The following is a 15,557-nucleotide window of genomic DNA, read 5'->3' as shown; positions in this document are numbered from 1 at the left end:
TTGTATTTTAGGGTTTCCTGTACACCTTGATGTCGGTAGTGATGTAGCTATCGCTGCTAGTGGTGTGAAAACTTTTAATTTTGATGATACCCAACCGACCATCGGCTGTTTTAAAGGGTACATAACGCGGGGTAGTTTGTTTATCAAAGCCTTCGATGACGCCGTCGCTGAACTTAAATACAAATTGGCTAAAGTCTTTTGAGGTTTTGATGGCGTCAAATTTTGCATCGGTCATCTGGGTACAAGCAGCACAAGCCTCCAACAAATTGATAAACGTAGTACGCTGAGCCTTGGGAATGGTAGGCATCAACAGACTCGCCGTTTTGTCAGGTGATAAAAACCGCCCGTACCCGAGGGTTTCATCTTGGGCGAAAAACACAATGTCTAACTCTTTACCAAAAGAGAGCGTATCTAACGCCTCCGCCGCAATGGACTGTTTACGGCGCGATACAAAATAGCTGGAATAAGTAGAAGCCTCATACACCCCAAATGGAATGTCTTTGAAGTACAGCAAATTGGTAGGGGTGTTCGCAACTATCTCTTTTTCAGATGTCTTGCTTATTTTTCCGTTGGATGCCGTCAATGTCACCTTATAGGTTTTTGCGTCGGGCAGTAGGATGGTCGTTATTGAATCATTTTCGGCCGTTATTCTAGCATTGACATCATTGACACTCCATTTTTGTTGGAGAGCCCCTTTCGACTTATTAGTAACCCTGATGGTCAGAGGAGCTTCATGGTTGAAGTTAAAATCCGTCGTTTCGTACTCAAAGGTTGGCTGTAAGCTTTCACCCACCTGAATCGTAGAATCAAACTGCACAAATTTTTGGCCACTAAATGCTTTTAAAGATACTTTGTATTGCCCTTTTTCGGCAAAAATAACGGTGGGGTTCTCTTCGGTAGAGGTAGGTTTATCCCCTTTCTCAAACGACCATTCGTAACGTGTAGCGCCGACTGATGAGTTTTTAAATTTTACCGTAGCTGGGGCCAGATTATTGAGGTCAAAACTAAAGCCAAACTTGGCACTCAAGGGTTTCCCAATTTCGATGGTTGTTTCCTTGCGCGACGTTTTGCTGTCGATATTACTTACTTCAAGGGTAATTTTATACTTACCCTCTTTGCGAAAGAGCAGTTCGGGGGGTGTTTGCAGATCGGAAGAAGTAATAGAAGCTCCCTCAAATGTCCATTTATACGTGTCGGCATTTACGGATGTATTCTCAATGAGAACCCGCGTTGGAGCTGCTTTATTGTCATCAATGAATTTAATGGTAAAATCAGCCGTTGTTGAAAGCGCCATCTCCTTAAAACAAGCCAAATGCAGGTGCGCTATTACCAAAAGCAAAAGAAGTCGAATTATCTTTTTCATCAGTATGGGACTAAAGTTTGGTGGGTTTGGAGCGTTTTAATGATTTTCGTTTACTTTTTTGGCTTTCACGGCCATCTTGAGCCACAATACTCATGGCGTACAAATACGCACCTGAATCGTTGACAGTTTTGTCATTGTATTCAAACGTTCCAGCGGGCACAGTAGTCAACTTCCGAAGCTGCGCTTTGGGAGGGTCGTTTCGATAAATTACATACTCTTTGGTGGTTGAAAGTGCCGCCGACGGCCATTGTATCAAGACACCTTTCGTGGTATTTCGCAGCGAGAATGCTGAAATTCCCTCGTGCAGCTCTTTGGGGAAATCTACCTCAAACGCCATGCTGAAAGTACCAATTTGTCCGTCATCTGCTACGGAAGCGATTCGGTACTCATGGTAATATCCCTGCTTAAATGTAGTATCGGTAAAAAAGTTGGTCGCAATGGTTTTTGGGCCAATTGCTTTAAACACAGTATCCAAATCGCTTCTTCGTTCCAATCGGTAGCCACTGATAAGTTTATCTTTCGCGCGCATCTCGGGCCAATCCAGAAATAGATCGCCGTTGACCAACTTGTAATTGAGGTACATAGGTGGGGCAATGTCAAGCGGCATGATAGCCTTGAATTCGACCACATTCGAGAAGTCGCTGGTATCTTGTGAGAGACTTTGCGCCACAACGGCATAATACATTTTTACCCTTGCCGAAAAAACGCCTGTCGAATCAGTGAATTCAGTCCCCTTAACCACGTTGCCTAAGTGACTCAATTGGTTAGGCTTAGTTCCTCGATACACGATAAATCCAAACCTTGAATTACTTTCAACGGCCTCCCACTTCAAGGTGGGAATTTTTTTGGATGCGGTGTCAATCCGTAAATTGTAAGGTGGAAGCGGAGCCGAAAAAGTAGTGCCTGATAAAACAGTTGTAGCAGGTACTCGCTGCGCAACGTTTTGTTTGGGGTTAAAGAGGGCTTTTACCTGATACGTATAAATTGAACCACCTTTAATTTTATAATCAATAAACGAGTCTGTATCATTACTTGCGATAGACAAGCGTTCGGGTTCATTATTACCCTCTGCTCTTTCAATCAACACCCCATAATAATAGGGTTTTGAGGGAAGTTTTTGCCATTTGATTTTAATACAATTGGTAGAATCCTGTCCCGAAACAGCATAAATGAGCGGTACCGAAGATTGGGAAATGGCATACGCTCCAACAACTTCAGATGAATCAGGATCGGAGGTTACCCCGCCAAAGGTCTCGGGTATAATACGTACTTCTACGTAGGCTTCTGGAGTTGTTTTTACAAAGGCTCCCAAGCGAAACACACCCGCAGTATCGGGCATCGCTTGATACTTTGACAACAATTTCCAGCCCGCTTGATTTTCTTGATAGTAAACAGAAAACGCAACTTTTGAGGGTTCGATAGGAAATGTATTCAAGTAATTGACGAAAGCGGTATTCTGCTCTTTCACCCTCTTTTTTTGTTCTTTTGCCGATAATCTTGTGTTGATTGGCGCGTACGCTGGAAAAGTCTCCGATTTAGATAATCCAGCAATTGGAAAATCGGCATGAAACTTAAAAACCACAGTGCTATCATTCGAAATGATGGTGTCTTGTACTATTTTAATCCCGTTTAATTGGGGGTTTGGTACTTTACTGACAATTTTTGCTTCAGCCCAAAGTTCTTCCTTCCCCGATTTATCTACTCTAATGGCCTGATAGGAATACACGACGCCTTCTTCGACCTTTGTATCATTGAATGCAATACCGAATGCTTCCAAGTATTTATGCGAAAAAAAGCCTAGTACCAGGAGGGAATCGAAACGATACTCATTAGCTAAGTATTGCTGAACTGATGCTTCCGAAGCGAGGTTTTTGATTTTTTGAATACCATTTATTCCTTCTGACGTCACAGCGGCCCGCAACTCAGCTACGGTTTTACTACGTTTGGTTTGTCCTACATTTTGATAAGACTTAAACTTATTGGTAAGCAATAACTCAGCGCGGTTGATTTTAAAGTAAGCTGTTGATTTCAACAACTCTTCGGAGGAGGCTGTTTCTTTGTCTTTTGGTAAAATGGATAGTAGGTTCCCCCTCTCGGAAGGATAGACCTGAATCGCTCCTTTCGTGGAGACTTCTTGTGCTGCCAGTCGGAAACATCCGAATAATAACATAACGAAAGTACAGACTACTGTTTTTAGATTAAAAAAACTCATTGTATCGTATTATTAAATACCCTATCTATTTAATTGGTGTTTTTTAAAGGCCGAAGTCCCATCCAGCATCTGCTCCTTTTTCTTGGTAACGTACCTCCAGAGATTTATTAAGACAGATTTTCCAATCAATGCCACAAGGAATTACTACTTTGCACCATTCAACATCATAATCGTCACATCCCAAGGATTTGTTATTGCCTAGGCTAGCCGTAACGGCGGCACTTCCTCTAAAATTCCACCCTTCGGTATTATCTCTTCCTCCTTCAATTAGTAAACGTAGCTTTAACTCCCCCCATGCTTCAAGGCAAAAACCCTTAACACCCACCCGTCCATAGGCTCCTAATTCAAAATTAAAGTCATTTCCAATCCTAAAGGCCAGCTCAGAAAAAGAGAAAAAAAGGTAGGTTCTATTGGATATGGCTGTCTTAATCGACCAAGCAAAGACTTTATATTCACCCGACCATTCTTTGTACAGGCCAAGCGTTGCGTCAAGGTAAATGCCGTTTAAGGTTGTCTTCCCATTGACCAAATAGTTGCTGTTGATATAGTCTTTGAACTTAGCAACATCCCTTGGCACACTTGCTCCAAAGAAATTATTGTTGATACCAAGCGCAAAAACAGCATTTGCATTCATTCCTAAAACAACTGTTTTTACGTTGGCGCCAATGAATACCGATTCTGAAGTGAGGTAAATGGTCCCCTGTATATTTGCCTCTGACCCTTCTATAATCTCTTTGACGCAGTCAATGTTCGCTAAAATGATGGTACGGCAGAAATCAAGTAAGACGGTAGCAGTGCAGTATTTATTTTTTTTGAGGTACCAATCAGCACTTCCTTTTACCACAGGCATTGCTCCGCAGGCATCTGTTTCGAAGAGCACTTCTAGCCTAATGGCGCGGAGTTCACTTACTTCGGGAGAGGTCCCCGTTGTAGTAGCCGACCCTAAGAAGAACACCGAGTATTTGTTGGTTGCGGTATTAATATCAATTCCGCCTCCTACTGAAGTCCACATCAGGGGACCCGAAACTAACCCATAAGTACTAGCGACAATGGAGGCCCCAAACTCAATTCCGTCGGGAAGTTTATATAATTTTAGTGAAGCTCCCCAACGACGCTTCATGGTATCCATTTCGCCTTTTCCTTCAAAACCAACCCGATCGCCGCTCGTTGATAAGTTTAATGACATGAATGCTTTGAAGGCCGTGGACTCCATTACAATATCAATATTGTTAAATTGAATGGTGAATTGGCCGTCCAGTTCGCCAACAACAAACGACGCATCTGCCTTTGCTTTTATCCCCTTTAAGCTTTCAACTTGTGCCCCTCCCGCAATTCCAAACGCCCAATCTACTTCTCCTTCTTGAAGTTCAATATCATCTTCTTCCTGCATTACTTCATACCCACCGACATTGGAATCGCGATTCAATACTCGTTTTTCATTTAATGTACGGTAATAGGCATTGTTGTATTTGGTGGTTTTGTTCAATTCAGCGGTTTCTTCATTACTCCTTTGCAGGGTTTGAAGCATTTCGCTCCAGGGTACAGCCCCTCCTTTATTGAAGAGTACTTTCCGAATATTTACCTTGACAGGGCCTGCATTTACTGTTCTACCTACTTTTACCGCCACATAAAATTTCCCTGCGGTATTATACACTAGCTTTTCAACTTCAAGCGGGAACAAGTCTTTAATCATCTTGTTCGTATTTTTTGTTACTTCCATCCGTACACCCGCTTCCACTTCGTAGGCTTCGTCGTCAAAATTATACCCTAACAGGATGTGCTGGTCTTCGGGGCTTTTCAGAATAAGGTTTTTGATTTTGAACCCCTCTTCTGGAAATTCCATGTCCAGAAATGGATACGTAGAACCGTTGGCTTTGCGAACTGCCATCGAATGAACAATCAAGTGGTTCTTTTTATCGGTATAAAGTTTACCACCAAAGCCCGCATTGGAGAAATCATCAAACACTTGGATTTTATCTATTTCAAATCGCCACGAGCCCGCTACTCCCAACCGAACATAATAGGGGGTTCCTTTGCCATCTTCGGGCTCCCTTTTGGCGAAACGAATCTCACGCATTGGCAAGTCGCCTTTGGGAGCTAATAGTAGCTTTTCTACGATGGGCATGTAGCCTTCTATACCAATTTTTTTCATCATTGGGAAAGCTAAATCCCCCGCAAAAACCACCCCATCTTTGGTAAGGCTTGCTTCTTTCTCTTCGTCGAGGAGTATGCTAAAGCCCAGACCCAAGCCTAAGCTTATTTTCTCCTTTTTACCCGTTGGATTTCCATCGTCGTCTTTTTCGTCACGTCGCTCTACTCCTTCTACATCTCCAGGGAATTCGAGTTTGAATTCCAATTCTTCGTTAAAATTGGCCAATTTTTTACCCCCTGATACAAACACAGGGATAATTGGTGCGTCCTTTTCTTTTTCTTGGTATTTCTTTAATTCGGGTTTTTCTTCTTTTTCAGCTCCTTCTGCCACTACGTCGTACTTTCCCTCTTTTTTCTTGGCTTCTTGTTTAGCATTCGCATCCAGAAGCTTTTGCTTGTTTTTGTCGGTAATGTCGTTGTTGAACGCTACATCTCCTTGTTTTTCAGCTACGTTTGGCACCAAATCGAATTCTTGAAAAATGGGGTTTGATGTTTTTTTCAATATTTTCTCTGGCTTGAATTTAAGCCCCACACCCCCAATTTTCCCCAACGACTCTCTGCCTTCCAACTTTAATTTTATAAGTTTTATAAAGTTGGTATTACCTTCGTTTTCGTTGTTTGATTCTACTTTTGCATAGTTAAATAGCTTCAGGTTGAGGGTTTCTTGTAGGAGGTCGGTATCGTCGTCAACCAAAACCGCATTTTCTTCATCGTAATCATCGACTTCTACCTCTACCTCTTCGAAGGTCAATTCTTCTCCTTCATCAAGTTCATAGATACTTTCTTCCTCCGATAAGTCTATGCTTCCGGTCATGAGATAAGTATCCGCATCAATCCGCTTTATTGACGCAACATCAATGGCAAAACCTTGCAGCGTCTTGAAATCTGGTATGGTTGCATCGCGCCTGTAAATACTTAGCTGTAACTCTTTTAATGCCTCAACTGTCGTGTATTCAAAATCATCACTTGCGTTGTTAACAAAATTCCTTATTTTTTCTTCTTTCGTTTTTGTCTTTGTTGTAAAAGCCCACGTAATAGTATTAAATCCTTTTTTTGTGAGGGTGATTTCTACCTCTTCAGCGTCTTTTTCCAACCATATTTCAAAGCGCCCTTCTGCGTCGGTTTCTACCTCATCGATATCTTCTGCCGCAATAGTAACGCCAGCTTCTACTCCTATCTTTGATGAATCTTCGCGAAAAGCAGTGACTACCCCAGCTACCAAAATGGCTTTTGTCAGCTCAACTTCTACTTTTACGGTATCGGTTTTATTGGTGGGGGTATCAAAATCAACCGAAAATTCTTTTTCTAAATAGAGTACTTCGGCTGTTTTATCTTTGTTGGTTATTTTTCCCTCCAAAGTTGTCCCCTTGGTATGCAGTAGCTTTACGATACCCGTTTCTGGTATATCAACGTTTTTTTTGTCGAAGACCAAACTGCTTGCCGTGTACTGCTTTTCGTTTTTATCATCCAGTACATAGGTACGAATAAGCACTACGTGATCGATACTTGTAGCACCCACCGAGTCTTGCTTATAAAACGCTTGAAGTCGGGTGTTATAGTCTTCAAAATTGCTTTCAAAAGCATCTTCATTACCCAATTCTTCAAAGTTTTGGCGTGTGAGGCTCCGTAATTGCTGAATTTGGGTGTTCCAAAATGAACGTCCAAAATCGGAAACCTCTTCGGTACTAGTTGATTTGGAGAAGGTTGAGAGGTCAATGTCGTCGGTCAAATAACCATCTGCCAAGAGTTTGACCGACTGGTCAGCCTCGACTGACGGACTGAATTGTACGTTCAAAATGAACTCCCCATTTTGGTTGGAGGTAGCCATTGCTCCGCTGCTATGCGTAAGTTTTGCTCCTACGATGGGTTCTCCGTGTTGGTCTTTGACAATCGAAGCAATGGCCGTCCCCGTTGACTGTAAATCAATGTCCACAACGATGTTAGCAGCTGGTTTATCGATACGTTTTCCCTGATAAAAAGAATACACCCCAGAAATTCGGTTGTAAATGATGATATCATCAATCTCCTGATTGAAGGTAATCTCCTCTGGAAGCGTAAATTCGTAATTGCCTGCTTCATCTGTTGTCACCTCCTCCCAATGGAATTTTTCGTATTCGTTGGGAGGAGTTACTTTTCCTTTGGCATCGATATCCCGAATATCCTTTGAGTTTTTGAGAACTAAGATACCAACCTCCCAGTTGGGCGCTGGAATACTTTGCCCACCCGACTTACCACGAGCAGCTACTTTTCCTTTAATTTTCAATAACGGTGGTGTATATACAAAATTGGCATTTATTGTAGGGATTCCATGCCCATCTTTCGTACCTATACGAACTGATGTATAACCATTTATTTTGTTCATGGGGAAGTGTTTTTCATCTTTCCCGTATTCTTTTGCTCCAATTACAAAGTTATCAAGGGTGGTTTCATTCGTAAATAGGTTGAGGTTAGGCTTTTGGATATCCCCTACTTTTACATACTGATTTTTGTTATAACGGATTTCTTTCGAAACATTTTGACCTGCCTCGTACTGCAAAAGCTCTTTATTCGCTTCATAGACCGTCTTTAGGCGATAGACATTAATTTCCTCAAATACCTCATTGTTAATAGGTCGTCCATCGGGGAGTTTAAAGATGGGGTTCAGGCGAATGGTATTTGTAAGTAGCGTTTGCGTACCCAGAGTGCGCTCAGAGGCTCCTCCTTCATCCTGAATCTCAATAGTCGTAATGAAACCGCCATAGTCAATTGTTGGCCCCTCAATCGTCAGGTATTTGTACTTATATGAGTTTAGAGTGATAATATCAATCCTATTTGACGAGAGTGAATACTTACCATCAGATGATGTTTTTCTACAATCCAGTCGCTCTACACGGTTGTCATAGGTATAAGAGCTGTTCGTTAGCCAACGATTTTTAAATTCTTGAATATTTTTGGCGGTTGATTCCTTGGTTAAACCGTATAAACATACCAAGGCATCTTTCACCTTGTACCTGCTTTTTTCTCCAGTTATAGTGACTTTATTTGGTTCAAGTTTCAATGGGTCATAGGCTCGTATGACAGCTTCCACGTTTCCATTCAGGGATAGAGGCTTTCTTTGCTGCTCATCAAACTGAGTGTATTCAATCGCTTCCATGTCATAGATGGCTGGTTCTGACATTCTACCAAATACATCTACTGCCCTAACTAAAACTCTGAACTCACTTTTATTATATATTGAATGAGTATTTATTCCAGAAGATGGAGAGTCATCACGGCCTGTAAACTTTGTGTATTTAGTGACGCCATCCATTCCTTTCTCTACCTCAAAGGTATCGAAGGTTAAAGGGTCTTTTTTGGCTCCTTCTTCGTTGTTTTTATCAAATCGTAAGGAAGTTACAACATACTTCTGGTGGTTGCTTTCACCTTTCCAGTCGAAATAGATTTTATTATAATCAGGTGACCGTACCACATTCAAGTCGGTGGGAGGGTTTAGCTGCTCCGTTGGCTTTTCGTAAAAAAAAGAAAATATTTCGCTGTACCCATCATTTAGGAAGTTACTGGCTTTCCCAATAGCTCCAAACTTTGGCTTTACCTGTACCCGCCACGCATATACTGCCCCTTGGCGTAAGGGTGGGTACTTGGCATCATACAGTAAACTAGGTTGTGTTGTGGTAATTTTACACAACGGCGGCTGCGACAGAAATACATTTTGGAGATTGCCTCTATTGGCGATTGGTAGCTCAGTAAGCGTAAACTCATACTCAATGTTATTATTGGGCGTATGCCGTGGAAGCCACTGAAAAACAACGTTCTGAACTTGGTTTACCGTAACCCCTGAGTAATTTAAAGGGTACGTGGGCAGCGGAGGGTCGCTTACTTCTATCCAGGTAGGGGCTGTCTGAATGGGTTTTGACAACAATGCCCCCGAAAAAACATCCCGTAAGTAAAACGTAAATGTATAAATACCCGATGGTAAGGGTTGTTGATATACCGACTGGGGTACTCCTTGCAAATTATCGGGGGAGAAACAGGCGGCAATGATTGTTTTCGGGATTCGGAAGAGTACCCCAGAGCTTATTTCGAACGAAGTACTCGCTGAGGTAGGCAAAGATTGGGCTACTAAGCCTGGACCATTCATTTCTACCTGTAAATAGACCGAACGAGTCGGAATTTTTAAATCTTTCAGAATTACTTCTACGTTGATAGGGTTGACGATGGGGTTTAGGTAATCTTCCAGCGTTGCCGATGCTGGTAATGAAACTGTAGCCGTGCCATCAATAGGATAGTTAGGAGCCTGTGCCGAAGCAAGGGTGTTGATAAGTATATTAAATAGGAAGATAAAATAACTACTTCGGATGAAGGTTTTCATTCTTGAGTTTTATTGTTAGAATTTATAAGAATAACCTATTGTTGCAGTGTAAATAGTAGCAGGCAAGCCCGTAGCAGCTGGCGAGTTTGTGTCTGCATTATTGTTCATCAACAACAGGTTCCCGTTTAAATTTGAGTTTTTTGTTATTCGGTAAGAGGCCATGGCTGTAGCCGAAAAAATGGAGCTTGAGGATTGTTCAACAGCTTTGGTCATTAGCATAGTCGAAACTACCGATAAAGAGACCTTGTCGTCAGCCAACTGTTGCTGCACGGAAGCCGTTGGGCCATGAGCTACGATATTTTGTCCTCCCAGTTTGTTTTGATTGAAATTATAGCCTGCCGAAAAATTGATTTTTTTCTTCGGAAAGCCCAACACATAACTTGACTGAGCGGTATATACCTGACTTGTTTGGCCAGTGCGTATAAAATCACCTTGTTTGTTGGCCGCATCTAAAACTGTCCCCATGACTGAAAACTGCTGCGTCGTTGTTTCAGATTGCTTAATGATATACGAGAGCATCAGCGTTGCATTCCGATTTATTTGCGTGTAATTAAGGGTGTCAATCGGAATAAAACTTGATTCTCGTTTTGCTTCTTTTATGAAATCCCGTACAAATACAAAACCTCTAAAATTTGAAAAACTGAAGTTGATGTTCAGCTTTTGGTTCGGTACAAAAAGCAAATTAGTCGCTGCCACAAAACGTGTCTGCCCGTTGGCTTTGGTTACCAACAAATCACGTTGGCGGCCTACGTTACCTGAAAACACTAGTTTGTTGTCGAACAAGCGCTGTACTAAATTGAGGGTGTAATTTTCGAAGTCATTGGTAAAGAAGTACCCTCCAAACGTTCGATAGCCAGGATCAACACGCTCGTAACCAACTCCCAAGATGGTCTTTCCTCCCCAAAACGGTCTTGAAAATTTTGTTTTGAAGGCCGTTTTCGACTGAATGGGTGCCATTGTTTTGAAAAATAGTCCTCCAAAACCTGTACGAGTGCTATCACTTGCAAGTGAGGAGTTTTCAGAAATAAAACTATTGCTGAATTCTAGGTCTATTTGTCCGATTTTTGGGAAATTGATACCTCCTTCAATCCCCAAAACAATGTTTTTTTGGGGACGAATTCGATTGGTAGCCAGTCTTTCAGGGGTAACGGATGTCGGGTTGTCGGCTGCGTGTAACAAGGACGTCCCTATTCGAAAATTACCAGGATTATATACCACTTTTAGTCCATATCCCATTCGGTTGTACGTAGAGTCGTTGGTGCTTCTTATCAACTGACCCACCATCGTACTGATTTTCCACTTGTTGGGAGAAAGTTCAAAACCAACTCCTCTGAACTGATGCCCGTTTAATGTATATGGAGAAAAAGTAAGCGCTGATGTACCCAGATAAGCAGTAGCCCATTTGTATCGGGGAGCTATCGAAATCTGGTTGAATGAAAAAGGCTGGCTATAATTAAATTTTCGGTTTGAATAATTGATACTCAACGGTACCGAAATTAAGCCCAAAACATTGAAATTTAATGTTCCGTTTACAAAATAGCTCAACTTTTGAGAGGGTACAGGTAAATACGAGTTGTAGAGCGTATTCAGGTTTAAGCCTCCACTTACTTTAAGTTTTGGAGCCGACTTTATATTTCCTAAGTCAATAGATTGCCCGATGGAATGGCCTATCGAAAAAACAAATACCATAATAACCAATAGAGTAGTTCTCATTATTGCCAATGGTAAGAATGGTTGAAAACTTCTATTGCGCTTACTAGGTGATTTATTATGGGTTGTGGCTTCATAATTCAATGACTGATTATACCTTGATTGAAGCCACAAAAATATACCAAGAAAAAAGCTTATTCCATAGGGGGAAACCCCTATTTTAAAGCAGCAAAATTGTATAAAAAAAATGGTTGACTAGTTTTGTGACCCAATCAATCCCGTCCATGAGAAAACTCTTTTTGTATGTTTTGTTAATATGCAGTCCTTTTCTTCTTCAAGCTCAAAACAAAAAGAAGTTAGACAGTTTATTGAGGTTGAATAACGTTTATCTGAAAAAAGATACTGTTAAAATAAAATTGCTGCTGGACATTCATAACTCGTATGTTTCATTTGATTCAAAAACAGGGCTGAAATATGCTGATGAAGCGTTGGAATTAGCGCAATCCATACATCACCCCTTTTTTACGGCGACTGCCCAACTCCAAAAAGGCCAGTCGTTACAAGACAATGGTAAACCTGAGGAGGCATTACAGTTATACGCTCTATCTAAGCAGTATTTTGAGTCAGACAATAAAAAACATGTTAATCTGGGCTCTATTTATGTCTCCATGGGCAGCGTATATGCTATCCAACAAAAATCAACCCTTGCTTTGCAGTACCTACAAAAAGGGCTTGATTTTTTTCTGGAACAAAAACAAAAAAGAGGAGCAGCAAATGCTTATTTGGCCCTTTCAACCAGTTATCAACAAATAAACGACTGGGCAAAAGCAGAAGAAGCCCTCAAGCAATCGGAAGCGTTGTATCGAGAACTGAAAGACAATTTGGGTATTGCGCTTGTGCTTATTAAAAGAGGGAGACCCCAGTTTGATACAGGGAATTATCAAAGGGCACTGGACTTGTTTTTAAAGGCTTTACAATTGCTGGATGAATCTATTTATTCGAGTAGATTATACGAAATATATTCGTTGCTCGGGGACATATTTAATCGAATTGGCGATTCGGATAAAGCATTGATTTACAAGCAAAAAGCAGCAACAGTGGCTGAAAGTTTGGGACGAGAACCCCTGATTGCTGAAAGTTATCTCAACGTAGGGGTAGCTTATTTTGTACTCAATAACTTTGACAAAAGCCTGTCCTACTATTTAAAAGCACTATCAGTAGCAAAGAAAATTGACGACAAACCGAAATTGTTTATTATTTATTCAAAACTGGGGCCTGCTTATCTCAAACAAAAAGACTTTGAAAAAAGCTGGATGTATTTACAGGAAGCCCACAAGCTGAGTCGAGAACTTCAAAATAGTCGTTATATGGCCACTTCTTTACATGACATTGGCAATTATTACTACACTGTTCCCGATTCCGTTTTACTGAAACGGAGCATAGCGCCTTCACAACGGTACCAAAAATCATTGGAATACAATCTTCAAAGCCTGCAACTCTATGAAAAAGCAGGTGACAGAAGGAATATTTCGGCACGGTGGGCCAGCCTAAGTATTTTGTATCGAGACATGGGAGATTTTAAGCAAGCTTATAACGCATATAGAAAATTTATAACCATTAAAGACAGTATTCTTAATGAAAACATTAAAAATGAAGTCATTCGAAAAGAAGCTCAATATGATTTTGACAAAAAAGAAGCCCAACTTAAATACGAACAGCAGCTAACAGCCCAAGAGCTTGAGAAGGAAAAACTTCTTACTACTCAGCAACAACAAACGCTGCAAATCAAGACTCAAAGCCTCATTCTGAGTGAAAAAGACCGAGATTTACAAAGATTAGCTTATCTACAAGAGAAAGCAAAAAAGCAAGAACGCGAACAGGAGCTCAAACTCATCCAACAAGACAAACGGTTGCAAGCATCCCAACTACTTTCACTTACTAAAGAAAAAGCCCTCCAACTCCAAACCCTCGCCAAGAAAAACGCGCTAATCGGTTTTCTCATTGCCTCGCTGCTGGGGTTGGTGTTGGCCGTATTTTCGTTTTATCTGTGGCAACGCCAAAAACGCCTAAACCAAGAAAAAGAAAACAGTATGAACTTTACCAAACAACTATTGCAGAATACGGAAGAAGAACGTCAACGAATTGCTAGCGACCTCCACGACAGCATCAGTCACGAACTTCTCACTTTAAAAAATATTCTTCAGGGGGATATTGCTACAGTCAGTGGAAAAATAGATACCATTATTAACGACGTTCGCAGCATTAGCCGAAACCTACACCCCGTGTTGTTCGACCAAATTGGGTTAGTGCTCAACATCAAAACCCTTGTAGAGCGTTTTGAGAATCAAAATGATTTTATGGTGATGACTGACATTGATTACCAAGGCACCTTAACTTCCTCTGATGAGCTTCAACTATACCGTATCATTCAAGAGGCGTTGAGTAACGTCATCAAATACGCCAATGCCCATGCAGCTAAAATTACTTTACAAGCAACAGAAAAACAGGTATTACTTGAGATTAGAGACAATGGACAAGGATTTGATGTTGAAAAAACGCTGAATAGTGGCAAAGCTTTCGGATTGCATAATATCATCGAACGTGCCCGGGTCGTTGGCGGAACTACCCAGCTCCAATCCACCTCTAAAGGGACGGTAATATCAATTGTTATTCCCCAAAAAAGCTAAACAACGATCAAAAAATGCCTTCTATATTAATCGCTGACGACCATCCCTTTTCCTTAATGGGCACCAAAGTATTTGTCGAATCCCTAGGCTATCGTGTGGTCGATTGCTGTTCTAACGGCATTACAGCACTCAATTTAATAAAGTTACACTTACCCGATATTGCCATTCTTGATATTAATATGCCTGGACTAAGTGGACTTGAAGTGTTACAGCAAGTTGCTTCGGTTCGCTTACCAACACGGGTTATTTTGTTGACCATGCACCGAGAAAAGTCAATTTTTGAGAAAGCAAATCAATATGGGGTGTATGGGTATTTACTAAAAGAATTTGCCCAAGATGAGTTAGAGGATTGTTTGAAAAAGGTAAACCGAGGTGGGCAATACCTAAGTCCAAACCTACAGTCGGAGCTGGTTCAAGATAGGGCAAACGTAAAGGAAGGGTTGGAAAATCTCAGCTTTGCTGAGCGCAAAGTACTGGCTCTCATTGCCGAGCACAAAACCTCCAAGCAAATTGCTGAACTGCTATTTATTGCCGAAAAAACAGTAGAGCATCACCGTGCAAATATTATCCAAAAGCTCAATTTACCTAAAGAAAAGAATTCTCTTTTGGTTTGGGCTACTGCTAACTATAATAAGTGAGTTTGAATAGTAGAATGGACTGTATTCATCTACTGTGGGTTGTGTTAAAAAATCTTTTATAGCGAAATTATAACAGTATATTTTTGAGTGTATAAAAAATTGAGGTTATATTTATACGCTAATCACGTATTCAACATGCCACAATTAGACCGTTCCAACTTTAAGTACAACGCCAAGGTTTTTGAAAAAATATGCCTTTGGTGTGGGACGCCCTTTTTTGCTAGTCGCTCCACAGCCAAGTACTGTTGTGGGACTTGTAGGGGATATGCCAATCAAGCCAAACAATCTGAGGAAGCAATGCCTTACGATGAGACCGAAAAAATGATTTCGGCGTTGCTTTCTGAAAATGCCTATTTGAAAGGACAGCTTCAAAGGTATGTGACCGAAAATGACGAATTGAGAAAACAGTTACTGGGAAAAGCGGCTCAATAGCCTGGTTAAATCTATAGGTATTAGATTTATAATTTAATTTTATAACGGAATAATAACGATAATAATTTGAAATAGT

General features: G+C 41.0%; 7 protein-coding genes. 3 read left to right on the top strand and 4 right to left on the bottom strand.

Annotation, left to right across the window (positions count from 1 at the left end; translation table 11 throughout):
* Positions 1-7: 7 nt before the first annotated feature.
* From DTQ70_RS30350 to DTQ70_RS30335, 4 genes are all read right to left on the bottom strand, one after another.
* Positions 8-1,363, bottom strand: a complete 1,356-nt coding sequence (locus DTQ70_RS30350; protein WP_164490307.1) for a PKD domain-containing protein — start codon at positions 1,361-1,363, stop codon at positions 8-10.
* 10 nt (positions 1,364-1,373) lie between these two features.
* Positions 1,374-3,533, bottom strand: coding sequence for a fibronectin type III domain-containing protein (locus tag DTQ70_RS30345; RefSeq protein ID WP_122934700.1), 2,160 nt, complete (start codon positions 3,531-3,533; stop codon positions 1,374-1,376).
* Positions 3,534-3,618: 85 nt separating this feature from the next.
* Positions 3,619-10,074 carry a hypothetical protein gene (locus tag DTQ70_RS30340; RefSeq protein WP_122934699.1) on the bottom strand — a complete coding sequence of 2,152 codons (6,456 nt, stop codon included), beginning with the start codon at positions 10,072-10,074 and terminating at the stop codon, positions 3,619-3,621.
* Positions 10,075-10,089: 15 nt separating this feature from the next.
* Positions 10,090-11,787 (bottom strand): hypothetical protein, encoded by a 1,698-nt coding sequence (locus tag DTQ70_RS30335; RefSeq protein ID WP_164490306.1) that lies wholly within the window; start codon positions 11,785-11,787, stop codon positions 10,090-10,092.
* Between the two features lie 221 nt (positions 11,788-12,008).
* Here DTQ70_RS30335 and DTQ70_RS30330 point away from each other — a divergent pair, with 221 nt between their 5' ends.
* The 3 genes from DTQ70_RS30330 to DTQ70_RS30320 all read left to right on the top strand — a co-directional run bounded on the left by DTQ70_RS30330 (position 12,009) and on the right by DTQ70_RS30320 (position 15,481).
* The gene (locus DTQ70_RS30330) at positions 12,009-14,411 is read left to right on the top strand and encodes a tetratricopeptide repeat protein (RefSeq protein WP_122934697.1); all 2,403 of its coding nucleotides are present in this window, start codon (positions 12,009-12,011) and stop codon (positions 14,409-14,411) included.
* Between the two features lie 14 nt (positions 14,412-14,425).
* Complete coding sequence (locus DTQ70_RS30325; protein WP_122934696.1) at positions 14,426-15,049, top strand: response regulator transcription factor; 624 nt, start codon at positions 14,426-14,428, stop codon at positions 15,047-15,049.
* A gap of 135 nt (positions 15,050-15,184) precedes the next feature.
* Positions 15,185-15,481, top strand: a complete 297-nt coding sequence (locus tag DTQ70_RS30320; RefSeq protein ID WP_122934695.1) for a hypothetical protein — start codon at positions 15,185-15,187, stop codon at positions 15,479-15,481.
* Positions 15,482-15,557 lie beyond the last annotated feature (76 nt).

This window comes from Runella sp. SP2 (assembly GCF_003711225.1).
Lineage (GTDB): Bacteria > Bacteroidota > Bacteroidia > Cytophagales > Spirosomataceae > Runella.
This window is presented reverse-complemented; position numbering and strand designations above follow the sequence as displayed.

Excerpts from the sequence above, each read along its gene's own strand:
- DTQ70_RS30330 (WP_122934697.1), top strand. The coding sequence starts at position 12,009 with ATGAGAAAACTCTTTTTGTATGTTTTGTTAATATGCAGTCCTTTTCTT.
- DTQ70_RS30350 (WP_164490307.1), bottom strand. The coding sequence starts at position 1,363 with ATGAAAAAGATAATTCGACTTCTTTTGCTTTTGGTAATAGCGCACCTG.
- DTQ70_RS30345 (WP_122934700.1), bottom strand. The coding sequence starts at position 3,533 with ATGTTATTATTCGGATGTTTCCGACTGGCAGCACAAGAAGTCTCCACG.
- DTQ70_RS30320 (WP_122934695.1), top strand. The coding sequence starts at position 15,185 with ATGCCACAATTAGACCGTTCCAACTTTAAGTACAACGCCAAGGTTTTT.
- DTQ70_RS30325 (WP_122934696.1), top strand. The coding sequence starts at position 14,426 with ATGCCTTCTATATTAATCGCTGACGACCATCCCTTTTCCTTAATGGGC.
- DTQ70_RS30335 (WP_164490306.1), bottom strand. The coding sequence starts at position 11,787 with ATGAGAACTACTCTATTGGTTATTATGGTATTTGTTTTTTCGATAGGC.
- DTQ70_RS30340 (WP_122934699.1), bottom strand. The coding sequence starts at position 10,074 with ATGAAAACCTTCATCCGAAGTAGTTATTTTATCTTCCTATTTAATATA.